Origin of the sequence: Streptomyces dryopteridis, from assembly GCF_049606955.1 — a bacterium.
Taxonomy (GTDB): Bacteria; Actinomycetota; Actinomycetes; order Streptomycetales; family Streptomycetaceae; genus Streptomyces.
On sequence record NZ_CP187113.1, the window covers coordinates 5,400,688 to 5,424,701 of the forward strand.

Below are 24,014 nucleotides of genomic sequence, written 5' to 3' on the forward strand. Positions count from 1 at the left end.
CTCCCCGCACCACCCCGAGGGCCCCGGCCGCCCGTCCCCCGCGAGGAGGACGGCGCCGGGGCCCTCGGCGTAGCGGACCCTCCCGTGGCGCGGGCCCGGGTTCAGGCGCGGACGTCCGGGTGGTACTTCGGGACCCGCACCGTGACCTTCGTGCCCGCCCCCGGGCCGGTCTCGATCACCAGCCCGTGCTCGTCCCCGAAGGTCTGCCGCAGCCGCTCGTCCACGTTCGGCAGGCCCACCCCCGAGCCCGAGCCCCGCTCCTCGCCCGCCAGGATCCGCCGCAACCGGGCCGGGTCCATGCCCACCCCGTCGTCCTCGATCGTGAACACCGCCTCCGTGCCCGCGTCCCGCGCCTCGATCACGATCCGACAGCCGCCCGCAGAGTCCTCCAACCCGTGCTTCACCGCGTTCTCCACCAACGGTTGCAGGCACAGGAACGGCACCGCCACCGGCAACACCTCCGGAGCCACCCGCAGGGTCACCGTCAACCGGTCCCCGAACCGGGCCCCCGCCAGCGCCAGGTACTGCTCGATGGCCCGCAACTCCTCGGCCAGCGTGGCGAACTCGCCCCGCCGCCGGAACGAGTAGCGGGTGAAGTCCGCGAACTCCAACAACAGCTCCCGCGCGTGCTCCGGATCGGTCCGGGTGAACGAGGCGATCGCGGCCAGCGAGTTGAAGATGAAGTGCGGCGAGATCTGCGCCCGCAACGCCCGTATCTCCGCCTCCATCAACCGGGTCCGCGACCGGTCCAGCTCCGACAGCTCCAACTGCACCGACACCCAGCGCGCCACCTCCACCGCCGCCCGCGCCAACACCGCCGACTCCCGCGACCCGAACGCCACCAGCGCCCCCGCCGGCCCGTCCTCCCCCGTCAACGGCGCCCACACCGCCCACCGCAACGGACACCCGGGCCGCTCGCACACCACCCGCGCGCCCCGCCCGCGCCCCGAGGCCACCGACTCCGCCACCCCCGCCAGGGCCTGCGCCCCGTGGTGGTCCGCGCCCGGCCCGTCCCAGGCCAGCAGCTCCGTGCGGTCCGCCAGCGCCAGGGCCTCCGTGCCGAGCAGCCCGCGCAGCCCCCGCACCGCGCGCCGCGCCGCGTCCCGGGTCAGCCCCGCGCGCAGCGGCGGCGCCGCCAACGAGGCCGCGTGCAGGGTCTCGAACGTGGCCAGCTCCACCGGGGTCCCCAGCCCCGACCCGGCCCCCGCACCGGCCCCGCCCGGCCGGCGCGGACGCGACCGGGTTACCCGCAGCCCCAGCCCGAAACCCGCCGCCCCGCAGGCGCCCAGGGCCCCCAGCACCGGCACCAGCGCCCACCCGTCCCCGCTCACCGGACCGCCCCCGGGGCCCCCGGCTCGCGCCGGGACGCCTCCTCCCGCGCGTACGCCGTCACCGACCGCACCTCCATCCCCTCCGGCAGGTGCAGCCGCGCCAACAGCGCCGGAGTGCCCTCCGGCACCCGGCCCCGGGTCGCCCACGACACCGCCGCCATCGTCACGAAACCCAAGGGCACCGACCACACCGCCGGCCACGCCGCCAAGGTGTGCGCCCACCCGCCCGGCACCACCCCCGCCCGGGTCGCCAACACCGCGCCCAGCGCCGCCCCGCCCCCCGTCAACAACCCGGCCACCGCCCCCGGCGCCGTCAACCCCCGCCACCAGATGCCCAACACCAGCAGCGGACAGAACGAGGAGGCCGACACCGCGAACGCCAGGCCCACCGCGTCGGCCACCGGCACGTCCCGGGTGCCCAGCGCCGCCGCCAACGGCACCACCATCGCCGCCGGCGCCGCCCACCGGAAACCGCCCACCCCGCGCCGCCGCCGGGGCAGCACGTCCTGGTGCAGCACCCCGGCCACCGCCATCGTCAGCCCCGAGGCCGTGGACAGGAACGCCGCGAACGCGCCCCCCGCCAGCAGCGCCCCCAACAACTCGCCCGCCAGGCCCCCCACCACCCGCGCCGGCAGCACCAGCACCGCCGCGTCCGCGTTCCCGGTGAGCGCCAGCTCCGGCGCGTAGATCCGCCCCAGCGCCCCGTACACGGGCGGCAGCAGGTAGAACACGCCGATCAACCCCAGCACCACGAGGGTGGTGCGGCGGGCCGCCCGCCCGTCCGGACTGGTGTAGAAGCGGACCGCCACGTGCGGCAGCCCCATCGTGCCCAGGAACGTCGCCAGGATCAGCCCGTACACCGCGTACAGGCGCCGGGCCCGGTGCCCCGGGTCCTCGGCCGCCGCCGGCGCCGGACCGCCCAGACCCGCCCCCGGCGACCCCTCCCCGGCCGCGGCCGGCTCCGCCGTCCGGGGCACCCGGGCGCCCGCCGGGAAGGCCAACTCGGTGCCGGAACCGATCCGGTGGGTGCCGGCCGGCAGGGTCAGGGGCGTCCCCGGATGCGATCGGCCGTCCACCCGCCCGGAGACCGTCAGCGTCAACGGCTCGTCCAGCACGATCCGGGTCTCCTGCGCCATCCGCACCACCCGGTGCTCACGGAACACCGCCGGCGCGTCGAACCGGGCCCGCGGCGCCCCGTCCCCCGCCCAGGCCGCCAGCAGGAAGAACACCGGCACCAGCAGGGCCGTCAACTTCAGCCAGTACTGGAATGCCTGCACGAGGGTCACGGACTTCATGCCGCCCGCCGCCACCGCCCCCGTCACCACGAGGGCCACCACCACCGCGCCCACCCAGTGCGGGGCCCCCGTCAACACCTCCAGGGTCAGCCCCGCGCCCTGCAACTGCGGGATCAGGTACAGCCATCCCACCCCCAGCACGAAGAGCACCGAGATCCGGCGCACCGCCCGCGAACGCAACCGTCCCTCGGCGAAGTCCGGCAGGGTGTACGCCCCCGACCGCCGCAGCGGCGCGGCCACCAGCACGAGCAGCACCAGATACCCGGCCGTGTAGCCCACCGGATACCAGAGCATCTCCGGCCCCTGGAGCATCACCAGCCCCGCGATGCCGAGGAAGGAGGCCGCCGACAGGTACTCCCCGCTGATCGCCGCCGCGTTCAGCCCCGGCCCCACCGTCCGCGAGGCCACGTAGAAGTCCGAGGTGGTCCGCGAGAGCCGCAGTCCCCAGCCCCCGATCAACACCGTGGCCAGCACGACCACCGTGACGGCGACGAGCGCGTGGGTCTGGTTCACCGGGTCGGTCCTCGGACGGCGGGTCGGGGCGGGCGGACCGGAAGTCTACGCAGCGCCCGCCGGGCCTCAGGGACGGGGCCGGCCCGCCGGCCCGCGCGCCACGTGACGGGTCAACAGCTCGCGCAACTCCCGCGTGTGCCGCCGACTCACCGGCAGGTCCACCGCGCCGACCCGGACCGTGGTCGCCCCCGAGTCCATCCGCAACTCCTCGATCCGCGACAGCGCCACCAGGTGCCGCCGGTGGATCCGCACGAACCCGCGCGCCGCCCACCGCTCCTCCAACGTGGACACCGGGATCCGCACCAGATGGCTGCCCTCGTCGGTGAACAGCCGCGCGTAGTCCCCCTGCGCCTCCACGTAGGCGATGTCGGAGACGGCCACGAACCGGGTGACCCCCGCGAGTTCCACCGCGATCTGCTCCGGTCCCCGCTCCGGCCGCCGTTCCGAGAGGCCCGCGGGGCCCGCGGGTTCCGGCGGGCGCGGGGCCGCGGGCCGACCGGCCGGGAGCGCGGGGCGGGGCCCGTGCAGCAGATCGCAGACCCGGCGCACCGCCTCCGCCAACCGCTCCGGACGCACCGGCTTCAGCAGGTAGTCCACGGCCCGCAGATCGAACGCGGTCAGCGCGAAACCCTCGTCGGCGGTGACGAACACGATCAGCGGCGGGCGCGCGAACCCCGCCAACAACCGGGCGATGTCCAGCCCGGTCAGCCCGGCCATGTGGATGTCGAGGAAGACCACGTCCAGGGCCTGCGCCCCGTCCGGCCCCGCCTCCACCGCCCGGGTGATCCGCCGCAGGGCCTCGGTGGCGTCCGCGGCCCCCTCCGCCGTCGAGACCCGCGGGTCCCGGTGCAGGAGGTGCAGCAACTCGTCCAGGAGCGGCCGTTCGTCGTCCACCGCCAGTACGCGCAACATGCCTCCCAACCTAGTGCGTGACCCTCCCGTCCCGATCGGCCGGCCGGGAGACGGGGACGGGGTCGGGGGCCGGGTCGGGGGCGAAGCCCGCTCGGCGCAGGGCCCCGACCACCGCGCCGCCCAGCCTGAGGTGCCCGGCGTCGTCCGGGTGCAGCCCGTCGGGGAGGTGCCCGACCCCGAGCAGGCCCCGCCCCGGCAGCAGGGCCAGCCGGTCGTCCCCGGCCGCGATCCGCGCCAGCACCGCCCGTTCCATCGCCTCCCGCAGCGCCCCCAGGGTGGCCCCGACCCGGTTCGGGGTGCGCTCGGCCTCCGGGCGCAGCACGGGGGAGACCATCAGCAGGGGGGTGCGCGGATGGCCTTGGCGGACCAGCTCCAGGAAGGTCCGGGCCGTCGCCTCCAACAGCGGCGCGGTGTGCGGGACGGCGTGCCAGCAGTTCGTGCCGAAGGCCAGGGTCAGCACGTCGGCCGGGAGCGCGGCCAACTGCTCGGCCACCGCGAGCTCCCCGCGCGCCCCGCCCGCGTACCCCAGGTTCACGGTGTCCCAGCCCAGGGCCCGGCCGGCGACCGCCGCCCAGCCGTGCGCGGGCCGGGTCGCGGACCAGCCCTCGGTGATGGAGTCCCCGTGCACCACCCAGCGCGGGCCGGCGGGCGCGGGCAGCAGGGGCCCGCCGATCCCGCGCACGGCCACGTGACGCGGGGCCCGGCCCTCGGGCGGGTACAGCAGCAGGGTGCCCGTGGGCGCGCGGGCCGGCAGCTCCAGGCGGACCACCCCCTCGGGGGCCGGGGGCGCGAAGACCTCGGCCAGCGGCCCGGTCCGGTCCCAGAGCGCGAAGCCGTGCGCGAACTCCCACAGCGGGGTGCCGGCGGGCGGCACCTCGGCCCGGTAGCGCAGTTCGACCGCGCGGGCCGGCCGCTCCGCGTCGAGCCGGAACTCCAGGCGGACCCCGATCGGCAGCGTCGCCCGCTCGCCCATGTCCCAGGGCAGCCGGCCGGTGTCCTCGGGGCGGGCGCGCACGGGTCGGTCGGCGCGCGGGTCCCACCAGGCCACCCCGCGCAGCAGCGGCCGCGGGTCCTGCCACGGGTCGGCCCCGACCGGGCCCGGATCGGGCGTGCGCGCGGCCGCTCGCGCTGGCTCGGACTTCGACACGGTCCCTCCCCGGGGGTCGGGCGGCGGGCGCCGCCGGAGGGCGACCTACCCCCGGAGAACCCCCGCGCACCGTCGGCGGCGGGTTCCCGCCCGTTCACCATGACACGCAGTGATCGATCGTCCGCGCGCAACAAAGACCCATTCGGGACAGATCCGCGCAACGATCGTTCGCCATTGTGCAAGGAAGGTGCATTACGGGCGGTAGCCCTCAGCTCATAGGCTCACCCCCTGTACGTGGAGTGGCGCGCACCGCCCTGCTCGGCGGTCCCCCCTGCCCCAAGCGCCCGGCCCCCTGCCGGCCCGCGCCCTCCCGGCCCCGGACCGTCGCGGTCGCCCGTTCCCCTCCCGGACCTCCCGACCCGCAGTCCGCAGTGCCGCAAAAGGAGTCCCCTCGTGCTCGACCACGGCCCGGCGTCCCCGCCGCTCGCCCCCGCACGCCCCGCCCACCCCCTGCTCCGCCGCAAGCCCGTCGAACGGCTCGTCGCCGAGGCCGGGCAGGGCGAGGGCGGCGCCCTGCGGCGCTCCCTGTCCATGTGGCAACTGACCATGATCAGCATCGGCGCCACCCTGGGCACCGGCATCTTCGTGGTCCTCGGCGAGGCCACCCCGCTCGCCGGGCCCGCCGTCTGGATCGCGTTCGTGGTCGCGGGCCTGACCGCCCTGTTCTCCGCCCTCTCCTACGCGGAGCTGGCCGGCACCATCCCCGTCTCGGGCTCCTCGTACTCCTACGCCTACGCCACCATGGGCGAGCTGGTCGCGTGGGTCTGCGGCTGGTGCCTGGTGCTGGAGTACGGGGTCTCCGTGGCGGCCGTGGCCGTCGGCTGGGGCCAGTACCTCAACGAACTGCTCGACGGCCTGTTCGGCGTCACCATCCCGCAGTCGGTGTCCGCGCCGCTGGGCGAGGGCGGGTTCGTCAACCTGCCGGCCCTCGTGGTCGTCCTCCTCGCCATGGTCTTCCTGCTGCGCGGCGCCAAGGAGAGCGCCCGGGTCAACTCGATCATGGTCGCGGTGAAGATCGTCACCCTCGTGCTCTTCTGTGCCATCGGCTTCCTCGGCATCAAGTCCGGCAACTACGCCCCGCTCGCCCCGCTCGGCGTCGCGGGCATCACCACCGCCGCCTCCATGCTCTTCTTCTCCTACATCGGCTTCGACGCCGCCTCCACCGCCGGCGAGGAGGCCAAGGACCCCAAGCGGGACCTGCCGCGCGCCATCATGCTCTCGCTGCTGATCGTCACCGTGCTCTACTGCCTGGTCGCCGTGGTGGCCGTGGGCGCGATGCCCTGGCAGGAGTTCGAGGGCAGCGAGGCGGCCCTCGCCAAGATCATGGAGGACGTCACCGGGCACCCCTTCTGGAGCGTGGTGCTGGCCGCCGGCGCCGTCGTCGCCATCGCCTCGGTGGTCTTCGCCGTGCTCTACGGCCAGACCCGCGTGCTCTTCGCGATGGCCCGCGACGGCCTGATCCCCAAGACCTTCGCCACCGTCGACCCGAAGACCGGCACCCCGCGCGCCAACACGATCATCGTCTGCCTGTTCTGCGGGCTGCTGGCCGCGACCATCCCGCTCGGCGAACTGGCCAACGCCACCAGCATCGGCACCCTCTTCGCGTTCGCGCTGGTCAACGTGGCCGTCGTGATCCTGCGCTACACCCGCCCCACCATGAACCGCACCTTCCGCGTGGGCCTCTTCCCGGTCACCCCGATCCTGGGCTTCGGCTTCTGCGCCTACCTCATGTTCGAGCTGCCCGGCGTGACCTGGGCGGTCTTCGGTGCCTGGATGGCGGTCGGACTCGTGATCTACTTCCTGTACGGCATGCGCCGGTCCGGCCTCTCGGTCGACGCGGCCACCGCAGACCCCGCCATCCCAGAGAAGTGATTCACCCCCCGTGCGACTGAACGATCTCGACGAACGCATCGTGCACGCCCTCGCCGAGGACGCCCGGCGCTCCTACGCGGACATCGGCTCCGAGGTGGGCCTGTCCGCCCCCGCCGTCAAACGGCGGGTGGACCGGCTCCGGGCCGAGGGAGCCATCACCGGCTTCACCGTCCGCGTGGACCCCGCCGCCATGGGCTGGGAGACCGAGGGCTTCATCGAGATCTACTGTCGCCACAACACCTCGCCGGACGACATCCGGCGGGGCCTGGAGCGCTACCCCGAGGTGGTGTCCGCGTCCACCGTCACCGGGGACGCGGACGCCCTCGTGCAGGTCTTCGCCTCCGACATGCGCCACTTCGAACGGGTGCTGGAACGGATCGCCGGCGAGCCCTTCGTGGAGCGCACCAAGTCCGTCCTCGTGCTCTCCCCGCTGCTGCGCCGGTTCACCTCCGGCGCCCCCGCCGGGGCCTGAGACCGGGGCCGGGGAACGGGCCCGAGGCCGGGCCCCGGGAACGGGCTCGGCGGGGCTTCGGACCGCCCCCTCCCGCGTCCGCGCAACGAATCGCCGTGCGGGGCGTCGAACACGCAACGAACCGACGCTCCGCGCGCAATGTTCGCGCCTTGTCCGGGTCGAACGTCCGAACGTACCGTTGCCGAAGGCCCCCTCCCACCAGCCCCAGAGGTCCCCATGCCCGCGTTGCGCACCGCACTCCTCCAGAGCTCCGGACGGCTCGGCTCCCCCGCCGAGAACCTCAAGGCGCTCGACGAGGCCGCCGCGCGCGCCGCCGCCGGCGGGGCCGGCCTGCTGGTGACCACCGAGCTGTTCCTCACCGGCTACGCCCTCGACCCCGCCGAGATGCGCGCCCTGGCCCAGCCCGCCGACGGCCCCGCCGCCGAGGCCGTGGCCGAGATCGCCCGCCGGCACGGGATCGCCGTCCTCTACGGCCACCCCGAGGCCGCCGACGGCGTCCTGTACAACGCCGCCCAGCTCGTCGACCACGAGGGCCGCAGGCTCGCGAACTACCGCAAGACCCACCTCTTCGGCGAGTTCGAACAGGACCTGTTCACCCCCGGGGACCGGGCGGTGGTCCAGGTCGAGCTCGCGGGACTCACCCTCGGCCTGCTGATCTGCTACGACGTCGAGTTCCCCGAGGCCGTCCGGGCCCACGCGCTGGCCGGCACCGACCTGCTCCTCGTGCCGACCGCGCTCATGCACCCCGCGCAGTTCGTGGCCGAGCAGCTCGTCCCGGTCCGCGCCTTCGAGAACCAGATGTACATCGCGTACGTCAACCGCGTCGGCCCCGAGGGAGCGTTCGAGTTCGTCGGCGCCAGCTGCCTCGCGAGCCCCGACGGCGCCACCCGCGCCCGCGCCGGCCGCACCGAGGAACTGATCCTCGCCGAGGTGGACCCGGCCCTCCTCGCGGCCTCCCGGGAGAACAACCCCTACCTGCGCGACCGCCGCCCCGGCCTGTACGCCTCCCTGGTCTGACCCCCGGGCCCCGGCCCCCCTCCCGCACCACCCGACCGCCGCACCGGACCGGCGCGGCCCGCCCCGTCCGGCGGGCCCCGCCCCGGCGCGCCCGGCACCGCGCCGCCCCAGCCCCGCCCCGCAGCCCCCCCGTACCACCCCGCAAGGAGTCCGTCCCATGACCTCCACGGTGCCCACCACCGCCGTCCCGCACAGCGAGGGTCAGCCCCCGATCACCATGTTCGGGCCGGACTTCCCGTACGCCTACGACGACTTCCTGGCCCACCCCGCCGGCCTCGGCCAGATACCGGCCGGCGAGCACGGCACCGAGGTCGCCGTGATCGGCGGCGGGCTCTCCGGGATCATCGCCGCCTACGAGCTGATGAAGATGGGCCTGCGCCCCGTGGTCTACGAGGCCGACCGGATCGGCGGCCGGCTGCGGACCGCGACCTTCGACGGGCCCAACACCGAGGGCCTCACCGCCGAGATGGGCGCCATGCGGTTCCCGCCCTCCTCCACCGCCCTCCAGCACTACATCGACCTCGTGGGCCTGGAGACCCGGCCCTTCCCCAACCCGCTCTCCGAGGCCACTCCCTCCACCGTCGTGGACCTCAAGGGCGAGAGCCACTACGCGGAGACCATCGCCGACCTCCCGCAGGTCTACCGCGACGTGGCCGCCGCCTGGAACGCCTGCCTGGAGGAGGGCGCCGACTTCTCCGACATGAACCAGGCCATGCGCGAACGCGACGTGCCCCGGATCCGCGAGATCTGGGCCCGCCTGGTGGAGAAGCTCGACAACCAGACCTTCTACGGCTTCCTCTGCGAGTCCGAGTCCTTCAAGTCCTTCCGACACCGCGAGATCTTCGGCCAGGTCGGCTTCGGCACCGGCGGCTGGGACACCGACTTCCCCAACTCCATCCTGGAGATCCTGCGGGTGGTCTACACCGAGGCCGACGACCACCACCGCGGCATCGTCGGCGGCTCCGAGCAGCTGCCGCTGCGGCTGTGGGAGCGCGAGCCCGGCAAGCTCGTGCACTGGGCCCAGGGCACCTCCCTGTCCTCCCTGCACGAGGGCGCCCCCCGCCCCGCCGTCACCCGCCTGCACCGCACCGCCGGCAACCGCATCACCGTCACCGACGCCACCGGGGACATCCGCACCTACCGGGCCGCGATCTTCACCGCCCAGTCCTGGATGCTGCTCTCCAAGATCGACTGCGACGACTCGCTGTTCCCGATCGACCACTGGACGGCGATCGAGCGCACCCACTACATGGAGTCCAGCAAGCTCTTCGTCCCCGTGGACCGGCCGTTCTGGCTGGACAAGGACGAGGAGACCGGGCGCGACGTCATGTCGATGACCCTCACCGACCGCATGACCCGCGGCACCTACCTCCTCGACGACGGCCCCGACAAGCCCGCCGTCATCTGCCTCTCGTACACCTGGTGCGACGACAGCCTCAAGTGGCTGCCGCTCTCGGCCAACGAGCGGATGGAGGTCATGCTGAAGTCCCTCGGCGAGATCTACCCCAAGGTCGACATCCGCCGGCACGTCATCGGCAACCCGGTCACCGTCTCCTGGGAGAACGAGCCCTACTTCATGGGCGCGTTCAAGGCCAACCTGCCCGGCCACTACCGCTACCAGCGGCGCCTGTTCACCCACTTCATGCAGGAGGAACTGCCCGCCGACAAGCGCGGCATCTTCCTCGCCGGCGACGACATCTCCTGGACCGCCGGCTGGGCGGAGGGCGCCGTGCAGACCGCCCTGAACGCGGTCTGGGGCGTCATGCACCAGTTCGGCGGCGCCACCGACCCGACCAACCCGGGCCCCGGCGACCGCTACGAGGAGATCGCCCCGGTCGAGCTGCCGGAGGACTGACCTCCCGGGGCCCGCTGCGGCGGCGCCCCCACCGAACCCGCGGTCCGGCGTGCGACCTGTCGCGCGCGCCGGACCGCGCACCAACGCGGCTCACGCGTGCGCCCGGGCCCCCGGGCGTTCGAGACGCGTCGAGGGCTGGACCGGCACCTGCTCGGGCCCGGAGTCGAACAGCGGCGGCCGGGCCGCCCCCGGGCCGGGCTGCCGGGCGCGGCGCGGGTCCGTCGAGCTTCGGGGCGCGCCGACGGGGACCAGCAGGCAGCGTCCGACCAGACCCACCCCCGAGTCCAGGGCCTCCGTGAACTCCGCCGCCGAGCCCGGGCTGCGCCGCAGCGCCCACAGCAGCCGTGCGGCGCCCCAGGCGGCGTCCCGGGCCCGTTGCAGACTCCACGAACCCACCAGGTGGGTCAGCGGATCGGCCACCTCCAGCAGGTCCGGCCCCGGCATCAGCTCCTCCCGGATCGCCTCCTCCAGGGCCACCAGGGTTTCCCCGACCCGGTCGAAATCCCCCTCCAGCGCCTTCGGCTCGCAGCCCAGCTCGCGGCACGCGGCCACCACCGCCAGCGGCAGGTCGTGCCCGACGTGCGCGTTGATCCCGGCCAGCGCGAACTGCAGGGGCCGGATCCCCGGATGGTGCCGGGACCGGAACAGGGGGCGCCAGCAGGCCGGGCCGCCCCCCGTGGCGGCCTCCTCGGCCACCGCGTCCAGCCAGAACCCGGCGAACCGCGCGCTCAGCGTCGCGGCCCGGTGCGGCACGGGGAACGAACCGTCGTCGACGCGGGCGTGCAGGGTTTCGGTCACCCGCAGGTAGACCCGGTTGAAGAGGGCGACGCCGTCCTGCGGGGGCAGTCGTCGATCGAGGGCGCGCATGTGCGCGAGCACCGCTTCCATGGGACGCAGGGTCCCAGGGCGCGGTGCTCGCGGGGGAGTGGTTTCGCCGATGCTTCGCCGGTTCGGACGAACGGGCCGGGAAGCGGGTGCGCGACGGCGCCCGGTGGGGCCGGTCGCCGTCGCGCGTGCGGGATCAGGCGCCGGGGCGCCCCTGCGCGCCGGTCGCGTCCGCCCCGTCGGCCTTCCCCTCGGCCTTCTCGTCGTAGGCGGAGGTGCCGGAGTCCAGCAGCGGCTCCTGCTCCTTCAGGTGCGCCGGGGCGAAGTACCGCAGCGCGTGGTAGCCGGTGATCACCACGATGGTGCCGAGCGCGATGCCGCCCAGCTCGAAGGAGTCGGTGATCTGCAGCTTGACCCCGCCGACACCGATGATGATGCCCGCGGCGGCCGGCACCAGGTTCAGCGGATTGCGCAGGTCCACCCGGCCGTTGATCCAGATCTGGGCGCCGAGCAGGCCGATCATGCCGTACAGGATCACCGTGATCCCGCCCAGCACCCCGCCCGGGATGGCCGCGACGACCGCGCCGAACTTGGGGCACAGGCCGAACAGCAGGGCGAAGCCGGCGGCGGCCCAGTAGGCGGCGGTGGAGTACACCCGGGTCGCCGCCATCACGCCGATGTTCTCGGAGTAGGTGGTGTTCGGCGGGCCGCCCACGGCGGTGGAGAGCATGGACGCGGCGCCGTCGGCGGCGATCGCGGTGCCCAGCTTGTCGTCCAGCGGGTCGCCGGTCATCTCGCCGACCGCCTTCACGTGCCCGGCGTTCTCCGCGATCAGCGCGATGACCACCGGCAGCGCGATCAGGATCGCCGACCACTCGAAGGCGGGGGCGTGGAACGACGGCAGCCCGATCCAGTCGGCCTTCGCCACCCCGGACAGGTCCAGCCGCCAGTGGTCCACGGCCTCGGGCCCGCCCATCGGCGAGTGGATCATGCCGAAGATCCGGTCGAACAGCCAGGAGATCCCGTACCCGAAGATCAGGCCGAGGAAGATCGCGATCCGCGACCAGAACCCGCGCAGGCAGACCACGGCCAGACCGGTGAACAGCATCACCAGCAGCGCCGTCCACTGGTCCTGCGGCCAGTAGGTGGAGGCGGTGACCGGGGCCAGGTTGAAGCCGATCAGCATCACCACCGCGCCCGTCACCACCGGCGGCATCGCCGCGTGGATGATCCGCGCGCCGAACCGCTGCACCGCGAGGCCCGAGAGGAACAGGGCCGCGCCGACCACGAAGACCGCGCCCGTCACCACCGCGCTGTCCCCGCCGCTCGCCCGGATGGCGGCGGCCACGCCCACGAAGGACAGCGAACAGCCCAGGTAGGAGGGGATCCGGCCGCGGGTGGCCAGCAGGAAGATGACGGTGGCGACACCGGACATCATGATCGCGAGGTTGGGGTCCAGACCCATGAGGACCGGAGCGACGAATGTGGCTCAGACTGTACATCACCACCTTCCAGAAGCGGCCTGGCAACCCACTCACCTGCGGAAACATCCCCGACACGCTCTTGCGAGGCGTCAGCGAGGGCATCCAGGATCTCCACGGAACGTCGCGAGCCGTCCTCGGCGAGTAGCCGGGCTATGTGCTCGAACTCGCGGGGGGTCAGACGGACAGCGACCTCTTCCGAGGCGTCCGGAGCGGCCTTCGAGGCTCCCTCGGACGCCCTCCAGACCGCGATGTTGGCCAAGGTGTTGTGCAGGAAGATGTCAGCGGCCGTGGGCCGCTCCGGAGGGGGCTCGGGGGGCTTCCTGCGGCCTCCCCCGACCGTTCTGACCGTGCCAATTTCCATGATCGAAGAGTACGGAACCCGCCGTTCCAGGGGAATACCCGTCTCAGAGGCGTAAGACCCCGCCAAAGGGCCCCTCCGACATCATCAGGACAGTTAGTTCATTCGATGCACAGTTGCGCCGGTTTGGTCCCTGGCCTCCCATCGACTTTCATTGCCGAGGCCCCGCGATTCGCTGGGCGGAGCACAACTGGATGGTGAGCATGACGACCGGCTTCGGATGGAAGCTGCACGGCGACGGTAAGCACCTGGCACCCGGGGAGATCGTCAAACCCGACGAGCGCCTGAGCTGGGGCCGCACGGCGGGCCTCGGTGCTCAGCACGTCGTTTCCATGATCGGCGCGTGCTTTGTAGCGCCGGTCCTTATGGGCCTCGACCCCAATTTGGCCCTGATGGCGTCCGGTGTGGCGACCATGCTCTTCCTGGTCCTGACGAAGGGCCGCATTCCGAGCTACCTCGGGTCCTCGCTTTCCTTCGTCGGCGTCGCCGCCGTCATCGCGGGACAAGGCGGAGATGCCGGAACGTTGACCGGCGCGCTCCTGGTTGTCGGCGCCGCCCTGGCGGCCTGCGGCATCCTGATTCAGATCATCGGCGGGAAGGTCATCCACGCGGTTCTTCCGCCGGCCGTGACCGGCGCTGTGGTCATGCTGATCGGCTTCAACCTGGCCCCCGTCACCGCCGGAACCTACTGGCCGCAGGACCAGTGGGTTGCCCTGGCGACCATGGCCTTCACCGGCCTCGCCCTGGTCGTCCTCCGAGGCTTCTGGGGACGCATCGCCATCTTCCTGGGCCTCCTCTTCGGGTACGTCCTCTCCTGGGTCCTCGACGTGACCATGGGGAAGATCCACTCCGCTGACGGCTCCGGCAAGATCGTGGACCACTGGCGCATCGACTTCACCCCCGTCAAGAACGCCGACTGGATCGGCCTGCCCACCTTCCACTCGCCCTCCTTCAGCGCATCCGCGATCCTCGTGGCCCTCCCCGTCCTGGTGGCGCTCATCGCCGAGAACGCCGGCCACGTGAAGGCCGTCGGCGAGATGACCGGAGACCCCCTGGACGACCAGATGGGCAAGGCCATCGCCGCTGACGGCGCCGCGACGATGCTCTCCACGGCCGTGGGCGGCCCGGCCACCACCACCTACGCCGAGAACATCGGCGTCATGGCCGCGACCCGCGTCTACTCGACCGCGGCCTACTGGGCTGCGGCCTGCTTCGCGCTCCTCTTCGGCTTCTGCCCGAAGATCGGTGCCCTCGTCGCCGCGATCCCCGGCGGCGTCCTGGGCGGCATCACCGTGATCTTGTACGGCATGATCGGGCTCCTCGGTGCCCAAATCTGGGTCCGCAACAAGGTGGACTTCACGCAGCCCCTCAACCTGGTCCCGGCTGCGGCCGGCGTCATTATCGGAATCGGGGGTGTCTCGCTCAAGTTTTCCGAGAACTTCGAGTTGTCCGGCATCGCCCTCGGTACGCTGATCTGCCTGACCGGGTACCACGCGCTTCGCTGGCTCTCCAAGGCAGCCGGGACCCCCCAACCCCAGCTCCTCGACGGCGGAACCACGAAGTACGACGACGCGCACTGAGCGCACGTCACCAGGGAGCCCCGGCCACACGGCCGGGGCTCTTTTGTACCATCTGATGTACCACGGTTAGTTCATTCATTCGCGCCCAAGGGGGAAACCCCACTTCCGAAGGAGCAGCATGGCCTACACCGGGACACCGAAAATGCAGTCGTTCATCCTCGACCTCTTGAACGCGGCCGAGAAGAGCGGCTGGAACCCGGAGTTGGAACCCGGGCTGGTCGACGCGCTGACCGGGTTCGCCATCCGCATCCAGGAGCAGGCCCACGTCGTCACCGACGCCGAGTTCGAGCACGTTGCAGACCGCCTCGACCTGAGCGTGGAAGACCTCCTCGCGCTGTGCAGCACCGTCGTGGACGAGACCCGGGCGCACCAGATCGAGGCATTCGACTACGTGAACTCCTACGCGAACTGGTCCACCGTGGACTACCGGGGAGAGAACAGTCTGAAGCACGCGCGGACCCTGTAGAAGGCTCCGCGGTCTTACCCGAACCACCAGAAGGGCCCCCTTGGAGGGGCCCTTCTGGCTGTGCCGGCCAGTTCATCCATGAGTGAGGGAGAGGCATGTACGACTTCGACGCCGAGGCGGGCAGCCGCCAGGGCATCCACACGTTCAGCGTCAAGTACACGGTGGAAGGAGAAGAGGAGCACGGCCACGATCAGCTCACCGCGGCCTTCCGGAAGTCCTTCCCGTACCGCCAGGACCTCATCCTGTTCGTGGACGGGGCCCTGGCCGTCTACGAGCTGGTGACGCTGGTCGCTCCGCCGAAGTGGTCAGCTCCTCTGCGGGGGTCGAAGAGCCTCTGGGCTGTCGAGCTGTTCGCCAAGCACAAGCAGGGCAGCGAAATCACCTCGCGGGACCTGATCATGACCCTTTACGCGGACGAGACGTGGCACGCGAGGCCGCTGGAAGGCGTTCCCGGGGCCGTAGCCCACGAATCCCGGCACGCAGGACTACTGAACGAGACCCTGGACGACGAGGACCCCTCCGACCCGCTCAAGGAGGACGCGGGACAGGTCAGCGAATCATGCCGGGGCCTGTACCGATGTGCCCCGTGCACCTACCAGGCCCAGTACGACGAGAAGCCTGACTTCTCGCACCGGCGACACCCTTGAGTCGCCGGCCTGCACACAGTTAGTTCCTTCAATCTCGACACTGCCCGCACCCCACCTTTGGGGGTGGGCTGCCAACACCTGAAGAAGGTCTGGCCTGGCCTCCTGTTCGGGGGTCTATAAACCCCCTCACAAAGTAAATGTCGATGTCCTAGCACTGGCAGGTGGACGTTTCCGCGGAAAGAGTGGCCCAGATCACTTGAGCAGGACACCCCGCGGAAGGCGAAGAACCGCACGTCAAGTACGCTGGAACAGCCCTGAACGGCCCGCAGTGCACGGGCAGAGCGCTCAACCCCCTCCTGGACTCCAAGAGGGGGTTTTTGCGTTCCCGCGGCCTCTACGGCTCATCTGAGCGGCGGTTAGTTCATACGCGTACACGCTCGAAGGAAGGCATCCTGATGGGTCTGCTTGAATGATTGAACAGGTATTACCCCCGTGTGCGTATGTATTAGGCGTTGTAGCAGGGTTAGTTCATTCGAGGGTGCGCTATTGCGATAACCCATTCCGGGGATACCTTTCGGGGTGTCCGGGTTCCTGCCTTAGGGGCTGATTGAATGAACTGACTACGGGGAATGAGAGACCCGTTACGGGTGAATGCGGAATATCTATTCCGGGCGAATTCGGGTGCCTTATTCCGGCACTCCCAGGTGTGTGATCTCCACCACTTCTAACTGCGCGTCAGGCCCGACATTCACGTTACTCGGTAACGAATTGCAGGGGTGTGTACTCATGGGTGCGACCCTATTTCGTGTGATCCATGCCACGCCATCTGCGCACTGTGGGGCTATTGACAAATCGGGGTGCGTATGCAGGGCGGGCCTATTTAGCACCTTAGGATGAGACACAGGTCACGCATATGCCTATTGACGTGGTGATCATGGTGTGTCATCACGCGCGCTTCCTTTGATATCAGGGGTGCGTGTATGGGTAGTGGTACATATCGTGGTACATAGTGGGTGGGTGTGGGGACTTGAGGATGAGACACATCTGTGAGAGTGTTTGGGCATCGGAAAGCACGGCCCGCAGAACAGCGGGAACGGGATCCGATAAGGGTCCGGAAGCGCCCCTAAAGGGCGTCCAAGGAAGCCTAGGAACATTGACAACAGAACAGGGCCAGCACTGAGCCCAAGGACGTAAAAAGGGTGCACAGAGACCTTCACACCACCATGGGGGCTGTACCCATGGACCATGACCCTCAAGCCAGCATCGGGGCATCCGGTGCACACCATGAGCGCGTATAGCGGATTACCTACGGGGTCCGTGTCCCTAAGCTAGTAGGTGGGGTAAGAGCCCACCTAGGCCACGAAGGGTGTCCCACACGGAATAGACCGTGTCCCTCAGTAATGGGGACTGCTAGAGATAGCGGGACCGGCGCACATCTTGCCCACGTGGAAGCGACCACAACCCCGGCAAACCAGGGTGGCCAAACAGGCGGGCAAGGCACTTTCTCCCAAGCATCTTCACTCGATGCGTGGCAAGCGCGTAGGCCACTGCGGAACTGATACTTCCTGCGGGCCTGACAGCGTCTCTAAGCGCACAACCGAAGGTGCTTGGGGGTGAGTGTCGGAATGAGTTCGACACGCACTCAGAAAGGCCCACGACATGTGGTGCACCATCTGTGAAATGTGGGGCCTGAAGCGCCCGGCCGTTTGGTCCGGGCCTTGGTCGGATACCGGCAAACTGCACACCCGATGCAATGGGTGCATGGTCGGCATCAATGCGGAGCGCCACGGCTTCAAGCGCATAAGCGAGATTGGTCGTGCGTAGCTTTGGCTACGTGCTCACCCTCGTAATCGGCATGGCGCTCCTGGTGAGTTCCTGCCAACCCGTATCACCTCAACCGCACGCACAACGCGTGTCGGTCCACCTGTACAAGCCTTAGGAGGCACAGTGAGTACGATCACCCGCATGATGCTGGTGTTGGGCATCGTGGCTGCAATTGCGGCCGGATTCGTCGGGGGCATGGTCTACAGCGAGCACGGGGCGGAGTCTGAGCGTGACCGTGTGTCTGTTAGTTCATTCAATGACGGCTTCAAGGACGGGCAGTGCGCCCCGTTCAAGGAAGAAGACGGGAGCGTTAGCTACATCGATGGCGCGGGCATGGTCTGCATCAAGCACTAGCGCCTTTTGCCGGTCCTCACTTTAGGATGAGACATTCCGAGTGGGGGCGGGCATGAGGTTCTAGCGCAAGAGCTAGGCCACAAGTGAAAGGCGCACACCATGAGCGTCATTATCGACATCAAGTTCAGCGAGTTCGCCCGGGAATACGCGGAACGTCAGCGCTGGTCTGACGACATCCTTGAGGACTTCGCTCAAGCGGCCCGGGAAGCGTGCTTCGGAGGGTTCGGCATCGTGTCCGGGGACGGTATGGGCACGCCCCTTGAGGCGTACAACTGCCGTGGCTACTACGGGTGTGACTGCACGGAAAATCTGGCCAAGGTCAACGCGGAGGAGACGCTGGCCGCGTTCAAGCGGGCGGGTGTGGACACGTACGAATATGACGGCTGGATCATGTGGGACGCGTCCAATGCGAAGGGTCACGCTATCGCTGAGAGCATCGGCAACACGCTTTCGGACTACCCGGTCCTGAATGACGAGATGCTGTCCGACCTCGAATGGGAGAACGCGTGCAAGGTGGTGGAAGACCTCTACACCCTGCCCGATGGCGTGGAAGTCGGGGACGTAATCAACGCCATGCCGGAAGTGCCCTTCTGCTCGAACTGCGCTAGCTGTGACGTGCCCGATGCGCTCGAATCCCTGGGCTACGTCCAGTGCAGCGGGGACAACTGTGAAGAGTGGTTCAAGGCGGACGACAACACGACCGAACGTCTCTGCTACGAATGCGCGGACTATGAGCAGGAGGGTGAATGCGAATGCGTGCCGGTCTACGTCGACACGCTTAAGCACATGAGCCTGTACCCGACCCCCGCCGACATTCGGGAAATCAAGCGCGGTTGCGAAACCTGCTACCCGGTCCTTTGGATCGGCGTGTCCCTCATCTCCTCCTAATCAACCCCAAAGGAAAGGTCTAAGGAAATGGCAAGCTACGACTACGCGGACGTGTCGAAGGCCGTGAACGCGGGTGCTGACCTTGTGTTGGATGAGCTGGACGGAAGCGAGCACAACGACGATCTTGTGAGTCTAGTCGTCAACGCGATCATGGCCCGGTTGGACAACCCCGAAATCTCCTTTGACGAGATGATCCGACAGAACTACGGGGAGGAGCCCGAAGAGGTTCGCGGTTGGTGGGGCTGGTGACGGTAGAGGTAGTGACGCTGCACTGATCATCTTTGGTCGGCCCTCACTTGAGAATGAGACACAAGTGGGGGCCGGTCATGGGTTCTCAGAACGGCTGAGAGCGCGCGAGAAGGGCGTGAACGTGCTTACTGACCTGTCCGCTGAAGAGCAGAACGAAACGCGCGCCTACTGGGCTGCGCAAGCGTGCGAGGCAATGGGGGAACTCACCGGGCAGACCGGCTATTTCGACGGGCCCACACTCATTCACGCAGAGCTGTTGACCGAATTGGCGGGGGACCTTATCGGCAACCTGTTCCACCTTGCCCGCATGAACGGGGTTGAGCCTGAAACGCTCATTGACTTCGGCATGGACCACTTCAAGGCGGAAGTCCGGGAGGAGGAAGAGGAGGCAGAGAGCGGCGAGTAGCGGATAGGCGCGCTGAGCGGCTTTAGTCATGCGCACGGCGTAGGCCGTGTGGGTGGCTATGGGTTCTCAGACCAGACGAGAACGCGAGAGTAAGGCACCACCATGATTCAGATTTACGTAGCTGACCTGTCCGCCTACAACGCGGGCATCCTGCACGGCGAATGGATTGACGCCACGGAAGACCCGGACAGCATCCGTGACGCCATCACGGTCATGCTTGAAGAGTCCCCGATTCCGGGCGCCGAGGAATACGCGATCCACGACACGGACGGTTTCGGCGGGGTGCGCGTCGGAGAGTACGACGACATTGACGACGTGCACGAGATTGCCCGCACGCTCGATGACTTCCCGGCCGCCGTGGTCGCACACATCTACATCGACAACCCGGACGTGAGCACGCTCTACGACCTGTGCGAAGAGATGTTCATGGGCACGGTCACGGAAGAACTCGACGGGGAACAGGCGTTGGCCGCTTTCATCGTGGAAGAGGAACCCGACTTCTTTGACGGGCTCCCTAAGCACCTTGAGACGCACGGCGGTGCGATCGCCCGGAGCGAAGCGCGTGACCGTATCTGCGGGGGCGCAGTGCACCCGGTTTACGAGGGTGCTGGCGTGTGGCACATGGTGCGCTCCGTCTGATTCCAGCGATTGAGTATCGGGCCCCTTCGGGGGTCCGGTGCCGAGTCTCTGGGAATGGCCTAGGACGCGACGAAAGGTGAGGGCATGAGCCTCACGAAGGAATACGCAGAGCTGGAAGAGTTGGTCATCGAGACGGCGGAAGATCACGCGCACTACCCGGACACGTCGGAGCGCATGACCGCAATGACGCATCTGTTCCGTGAGATCGGTTGGACGGTCGGACGGTCGCGCTTTCACGACCGCCCGATGGTGACGCGCCAGCTCGTTCAGGTGGCCAGCGAAACGTACGTGGCGACGCGCCGCGCGATTGCGGCTGAGCGTCGGGCGGTTGCGGCATGACGTTCGAAGAGCTGAGTGACCGGGTGTCCGCAACGGCCCGTAGTGCGGCCCATGGGCCTGACAAGCGACTCCGCCTTACGGCTATGGGGATGCTGCAACGCGTGATCCTCCTGGAGGTTCGAGAATCGGATTTCCGAAACAAGAACGAGGCCCGGGAAGAGTTGCTGTTCCTGGCAACCAACGAATTTGCCGACGAACGGCGTCGGCTCATCAATGAAGGAAAGGCGTAGGCGTGATTGATCACCCGCCCAAGAAGTGTGGGGTGTGCGGAATCCCGCTCAACCCGAAGGAAGACGTGTTCACCGGTCACGTGACATACGTGCACCCGGAACGAGCCGAAGGAGAGTACGACCATGCTGCGGTTGCTGTGCACCGTGATCCGACTGAGCTTGTGGGCGTGTGCGACTTTTGCTCGCACCCTGTTCCGGTTGCTCGTTTCGCTACTCGGAAAGCGATAGTGATGATCGACCCGGACGGGTATACCCGGATATTCTCGGAACCGTGGTTGGCGTGCTCCAGGTGCGCCGTCATGGTCCGCAACCGGACGCCTCATCTCCTCCTTGACCGGGCCGCGTTCGTGCTGCCCGGTGAGGTGACCAACCGGGAACGTTCGGCCCGTCGGAGCGCGCTCAAGCAGGTGCACATGAAGTTCTTCGCGGCTGAGCCGTACGAAATCTGACCCGTGAGTTTTGGTGGCACCCCCGTAAGCTCGGGGGTGTTGCCATGGCCTACCGGTCAACTGGTAACGCAAGCAATAGGAGAGTTCGGAATGGCGCAAAAGGTGAAGATCGTCTACGTGGACGACTTCGACGGGTCGACCACTGACGACGCGGCAAAGGTCGAGCTGGTCTCGTTCGGCATCGACGGTAAGGAGTATGAAGCCGACTTGATGGACACCAACGCGGCTGTGCTCCGCGAGCTTCTGGCGCCGTACATCAAGGCCGGCCGGAAGGTCGGCGGCCGGGCGGTTCGCCGCGCATCGGCGGTCGCAGAGTTCGACGCTCGGGTAGTTCGCAAGTGGGCGAACGAGAACGGCTATGAGCTGTCCGGATATGGCCGTCTCCCGTACGAGGTGACGGAGGCTTACCGAGTCGCAACTCAGCGATAACCCATGCGCTTTGGTCGGTGCCACGGGGTGACTCCCGTGGCACTGGCCATGGTTCATCGGTTGAAAGGGAAACCTGATGGCTCGAAAGATGATCGAACACGTGACCTGTGACGCATGTAACGCGAAAGGCCAAGAAGGTTTGGGCGTAACCACTTTGGAGATCGCTGGCACCCGCTATGATCTGTGCGATACGCACGGCGCGCGGTTTGCCGACTACTTCGCCGACCTGTTCGACACCACCACCACAACGACCGCCAATGCGGCTTAGGGGAATGCTCGTGACCACCTTCAGGGAAATGCAGTACGGCCCGCTTGGTAAGGCCGTGGCGGACGCGATGCCGCACAGCGAGGCCGACCCGATCGGCGTGTACGCCGCAACGCTCACGCTTTGGTCGTCCGCCATCAACGGGCGCATCCTTCAGCCCAACGGGCGCCCCACCGTGTTTTGGTCCGGTCTCGTCGGTCGGTCGAAGATCGGCCGGAAGGGCTTCGCGCTGGCCACGGCCCGCGCCATTCTCGACCCGAGCATTGGCAACTTCCTGAATGCCCGCAGGCGCAAGGGTCTTACCAGTGGCGCGGCCCTGGTGAACGCGCTCTTTGAGGTCGAGCAGGAATCCGGTAGCTCGGAAGACGGAGGTGACGGGCGCCTGATCATCATGGAAGACGAGTGGGCATCGACGCTCCAGCGCGCCAACCGTGATGTCTCGTACCACGACGTTCTCATTGGCGCGTGGGACGGTTCCCCGGTTGCCAACACGACGAAGGGTAAGGCGGGCAAGCGCGAAGAACAGTTCATCGAAGAGCCGTTGCTCGGTTACCACGCTCACATTCAGCCCGGCCGTTGGGCCCCGCTCGTGAAGCCTGACGTGGCGTTGGGCGGTGTGTTCAACCGTATTCCCCTTTTCCTGGTGGAGAAGTCGAAGAACATTTCCTCTGTGACGCGTCGACCGCTCGACAGTGTCAGCGAGTCCAAGGCTCTGACCTCGGCTTACCAGTGGACGGCTCAGAAGACGCGGGAAATGGAGCTGTCGCCGGAAGCGGCGCACGCTCACGACCTGTACCGGATTGCGTTCGATGACCGGATGGCCTCCCTGCCCGAAGAATTCTCATGCTTCATCGAGCGCGGTGACGAGAACATCTTGCGCGTGGCCTGTCTCCTGACTGCCGCTAGCAAGAAGACGGTTGTGCCGCTCAAAGCGTGGGAGGCGGCTAAGGCGCTTATTGAGTACTCGATGGAATGCACCGAGAAGCTTGTGAACGAGGCCCGTACGGGCGGCGGTCGGCAGATGAAGACGAACGAACAGGTCGTGCGGGAAGTCCTGGTGCGGTACGCGGGGGAGTGCACGCGATCCGTGATGCTCCGTGCCATGGGCACCCGCACCAACGCTGACGGCCTGGCCGCGCTGATCGAGAAGATGCCCGACGTGGTGATGGAGACACGTCCGGGGAGCGCCAAGGGCGGACCTAAGCCGACGATCATCAAGTTCGCCGACGTGGACCAGGAGCCGGAGGAGAAGGCCCCGGAGCCCGCCCCCAAGCCGGTCAAGAAGGTGGCCTCGAAGAAGGCGGCGGCGCCGGCCGGGAAGCCGACACTGACGGTCGTCCCTGCCCAGGGTGGGGAGAAGAAGCCGCCCGCCAAGAAGACCCCCGCCAAGCGCGCGGCCAAGAAGGAGGCCCCCGCTCGGACGGATGAGGCGGTCACGAAGCAAGAGGTCGTGGCCGACCAGGACCAGCCGGTCAACCCGATGGCTGGCCTTCTGTGAGCCCGGGGCAGATGCCGCTCCAGAAGCCCGTCAGGGCGATTCAGGGGCGGTACTCCGAGCTGGCTCGCAAGTGGATTGATGGCACATGGAAAGAGGAACGGTGACCAGCGTCGAAGAAGTCCGGGCCATGCTGGAGGAGGCCGGACCGGGCGGCCTGTCGGTCGGTCAGATCATGGCGTTGAACCTGGGCAACAGGAAGGCCCGGAACATGACGGTCGCGGAGATCACCGCGGCTCTTCGATCGATCGGAGCCGAAGAGTTCCACATCAAGGAGAACGGTCGGGTGCGCTGGGAATTCCCGGTGTTCCGACTTCAGGAACAGGAGTACGTGTAATGGCTGCTACGGCACGAGAGACGATGGCGAACACAATGGCGGAGCTGAAGAAGATCACCGACAAGGCTGAGATCATCGACCGGCACTCGGGGCTGATCCTCGAAGCCTTGGGGCGCCTGGTGGAGCGCTTCGAGGAGAACGCGGCGGAGTTCGACCGGATCGCCCACGACGGAGAGCACGGGCTGATCACCCCGGACGCTGCCGAGGGAATGGCGCTCAATCAGCGCCAGCGGGCCGCCGAAGTGCGGCGCGTGATCACTGCGATTGGTTCGGTAGCTGACGATCAGTAGTCGAATGGATCATGACCAGGACGAAGGGCCCCCCGAAAGTGGGGCCCTTCGTCGTGTCCCGGCGGGTCAATCGACGTTCGGGTGTACCGAAAACATAAGTAAGAGT

At 68.7% G+C, this 24,014-nt stretch carries 24 protein-coding genes and 2 pseudogenes; 20 read left to right on the top strand and 6 right to left on the bottom strand.

Annotated features, from left to right (window positions below; translation table 11 throughout):
• Window positions 1-101: 101 nt before the first annotated feature.
• The 4 genes from ACN20G_RS23250 to ACN20G_RS23265 all read right to left on the bottom strand — a co-directional run bounded on the left by ACN20G_RS23250 (window position 102) and on the right by ACN20G_RS23265 (window position 5,198).
• A complete protein-coding gene (locus ACN20G_RS23250; protein ID WP_424214747.1) occupies window positions 102-1,331 on the bottom strand; it encodes a sensor histidine kinase in 1,230 nt (409 codons plus the stop codon).
• Window positions 1,328-3,139 (bottom strand): cation acetate symporter, encoded by a 1,812-nt coding sequence (locus tag ACN20G_RS23255; RefSeq protein WP_424214748.1) that lies wholly within the window; start codon window positions 3,137-3,139, stop codon window positions 1,328-1,330. The genes ACN20G_RS23250 and ACN20G_RS23255 overlap by 4 nt, the downstream gene beginning before the upstream one ends.
• A gap of 66 nt (window positions 3,140-3,205) precedes the next feature.
• Window positions 3,206-4,051: a LytR/AlgR family response regulator transcription factor gene (locus tag ACN20G_RS23260; RefSeq protein ID WP_424214749.1), complete on the bottom strand. Its 846-nt coding sequence runs from the start codon at window positions 4,049-4,051 to the stop codon at window positions 3,206-3,208.
• Between the two features lie 10 nt (window positions 4,052-4,061).
• On the bottom strand, window positions 4,062-5,198 hold the full coding sequence (locus tag ACN20G_RS23265) for a GDSL-type esterase/lipase family protein (RefSeq protein ID WP_424214750.1): 1,137 nt from the start codon (window positions 5,196-5,198) through the stop codon (window positions 4,062-4,064).
• Between the two features lie 393 nt (window positions 5,199-5,591).
• Here ACN20G_RS23265 and ACN20G_RS23270 point away from each other — a divergent pair, with 393 nt between their 5' ends.
• The 4 genes from ACN20G_RS23270 to ACN20G_RS23285 all read left to right on the top strand — a co-directional run bounded on the left by ACN20G_RS23270 (window position 5,592) and on the right by ACN20G_RS23285 (window position 10,414).
• Window positions 5,592-7,070 (top strand): amino acid permease, encoded by a 1,479-nt coding sequence (locus tag ACN20G_RS23270; protein ID WP_424214751.1) that lies wholly within the window; start codon window positions 5,592-5,594, stop codon window positions 7,068-7,070.
• 10 nt (window positions 7,071-7,080) lie between these two features.
• Window positions 7,081-7,542 (top strand): Lrp/AsnC family transcriptional regulator, encoded by a 462-nt coding sequence (locus ACN20G_RS23275; RefSeq protein WP_424214752.1) that lies wholly within the window; start codon window positions 7,081-7,083, stop codon window positions 7,540-7,542.
• 216 nt (window positions 7,543-7,758) lie between these two features.
• Entirely contained in the window at window positions 7,759-8,559 is an 801-nt protein-coding gene (locus tag ACN20G_RS23280; protein ID WP_424214753.1) for a carbon-nitrogen hydrolase family protein, read from the top strand.
• Window positions 8,560-8,716: 157 nt separating this feature from the next.
• Window positions 8,717-10,414, top strand: coding sequence for a flavin monoamine oxidase family protein (locus ACN20G_RS23285; protein WP_424214754.1), 1,698 nt, complete (start codon window positions 8,717-8,719; stop codon window positions 10,412-10,414).
• Between the two features lie 240 nt (window positions 10,415-10,654).
• Here ACN20G_RS23285 and ACN20G_RS23290 read toward each other — a convergent pair.
• Window positions 10,655-11,302 (bottom strand): annotated as a pseudogene (locus ACN20G_RS23290) (DUF5995 family protein); the annotation flags it as partial.
• 133 nt (window positions 11,303-11,435) lie between these two features.
• Window positions 11,436-12,728: pseudogene (locus ACN20G_RS23295) on the bottom strand (uracil-xanthine permease family protein); the annotation flags it as partial.
• Between the two features lie 556 nt (window positions 12,729-13,284).
• On the opposite strand from ACN20G_RS23295, the gene ACN20G_RS23300 reads away from it, so the two are divergent.
• The 16 genes from ACN20G_RS23300 to ACN20G_RS23375 all read left to right on the top strand — a co-directional run bounded on the left by ACN20G_RS23300 (window position 13,285) and on the right by ACN20G_RS23375 (window position 23,908).
• Complete coding sequence (locus tag ACN20G_RS23300; RefSeq protein WP_424215647.1) at window positions 13,285-14,661, top strand: uracil-xanthine permease family protein; 1,377 nt, start codon at window positions 13,285-13,287, stop codon at window positions 14,659-14,661.
• Between the two features lie 142 nt (window positions 14,662-14,803).
• Entirely contained in the window at window positions 14,804-15,127 is a 324-nt protein-coding gene (locus ACN20G_RS23305; RefSeq protein WP_424214755.1) for a hypothetical protein, read from the top strand.
• 95 nt (window positions 15,128-15,222) lie between these two features.
• On the top strand, window positions 15,223-15,774 hold the full coding sequence (locus tag ACN20G_RS23310) for a hypothetical protein (RefSeq protein ID WP_424214756.1): 552 nt from the start codon (window positions 15,223-15,225) through the stop codon (window positions 15,772-15,774).
• Window positions 15,775-17,661: 1,887 nt separating this feature from the next.
• Window positions 17,662-17,892, top strand: coding sequence for a hypothetical protein (locus tag ACN20G_RS23315; RefSeq protein ID WP_424214757.1), 231 nt, complete (start codon window positions 17,662-17,664; stop codon window positions 17,890-17,892).
• Window positions 17,893-17,991: 99 nt separating this feature from the next.
• Complete coding sequence (locus ACN20G_RS23320; protein ID WP_424214758.1) at window positions 17,992-18,780, top strand: hypothetical protein; 789 nt, start codon at window positions 17,992-17,994, stop codon at window positions 18,778-18,780.
• 27 nt (window positions 18,781-18,807) lie between these two features.
• Window positions 18,808-19,029 (top strand): hypothetical protein, encoded by a 222-nt coding sequence (locus ACN20G_RS23325; protein WP_424214759.1) that lies wholly within the window; start codon window positions 18,808-18,810, stop codon window positions 19,027-19,029.
• 121 nt (window positions 19,030-19,150) lie between these two features.
• The gene (locus ACN20G_RS23330; RefSeq protein WP_424214760.1) at window positions 19,151-19,435 is read left to right on the top strand and encodes a hypothetical protein; all 285 of its coding nucleotides are present in this window, start codon (window positions 19,151-19,153) and stop codon (window positions 19,433-19,435) included.
• 102 nt (window positions 19,436-19,537) lie between these two features.
• Window positions 19,538-20,074 (top strand): antirestriction protein ArdA, encoded by a 537-nt coding sequence (locus ACN20G_RS23335; protein ID WP_424214761.1) that lies wholly within the window; start codon window positions 19,538-19,540, stop codon window positions 20,072-20,074.
• 84 nt (window positions 20,075-20,158) lie between these two features.
• On the top strand, window positions 20,159-20,413 hold the full coding sequence (locus tag ACN20G_RS23340) for a hypothetical protein (RefSeq protein ID WP_424214762.1): 255 nt from the start codon (window positions 20,159-20,161) through the stop codon (window positions 20,411-20,413).
• The gene (locus tag ACN20G_RS23345; RefSeq protein ID WP_424214763.1) at window positions 20,410-20,643 is read left to right on the top strand and encodes a hypothetical protein; all 234 of its coding nucleotides are present in this window, start codon (window positions 20,410-20,412) and stop codon (window positions 20,641-20,643) included. The genes ACN20G_RS23340 and ACN20G_RS23345 overlap by 4 nt, the downstream gene beginning before the upstream one ends.
• Window positions 20,644-20,645: 2 nt before the next feature.
• Window positions 20,646-21,092 (top strand): hypothetical protein, encoded by a 447-nt coding sequence (locus ACN20G_RS23350; protein WP_424214764.1) that lies wholly within the window; start codon window positions 20,646-20,648, stop codon window positions 21,090-21,092.
• Window positions 21,093-21,194: 102 nt separating this feature from the next.
• Entirely contained in the window at window positions 21,195-21,521 is a 327-nt protein-coding gene (locus ACN20G_RS23355) for a histone-like nucleoid-structuring protein Lsr2 (protein WP_424214765.1), read from the top strand.
• A 76-nt stretch (window positions 21,522-21,597) separates the two neighbouring features.
• Window positions 21,598-21,789, top strand: a complete 192-nt coding sequence (locus ACN20G_RS23360) for a hypothetical protein (RefSeq protein ID WP_424214766.1) — start codon at window positions 21,598-21,600, stop codon at window positions 21,787-21,789.
• Between the two features lie 10 nt (window positions 21,790-21,799).
• Window positions 21,800-23,284 (top strand): DUF3987 domain-containing protein, encoded by a 1,485-nt coding sequence (locus ACN20G_RS23365; protein WP_424214767.1) that lies wholly within the window; start codon window positions 21,800-21,802, stop codon window positions 23,282-23,284.
• A 100-nt stretch (window positions 23,285-23,384) separates the two neighbouring features.
• The gene (locus tag ACN20G_RS23370; protein WP_424214768.1) at window positions 23,385-23,618 is read left to right on the top strand and encodes a hypothetical protein; all 234 of its coding nucleotides are present in this window, start codon (window positions 23,385-23,387) and stop codon (window positions 23,616-23,618) included.
• 35 nt (window positions 23,619-23,653) lie between these two features.
• The gene (locus ACN20G_RS23375) at window positions 23,654-23,908 is read left to right on the top strand and encodes a hypothetical protein (RefSeq protein ID WP_424214769.1); all 255 of its coding nucleotides are present in this window, start codon (window positions 23,654-23,656) and stop codon (window positions 23,906-23,908) included.
• Window positions 23,909-24,014 lie beyond the last annotated feature (106 nt).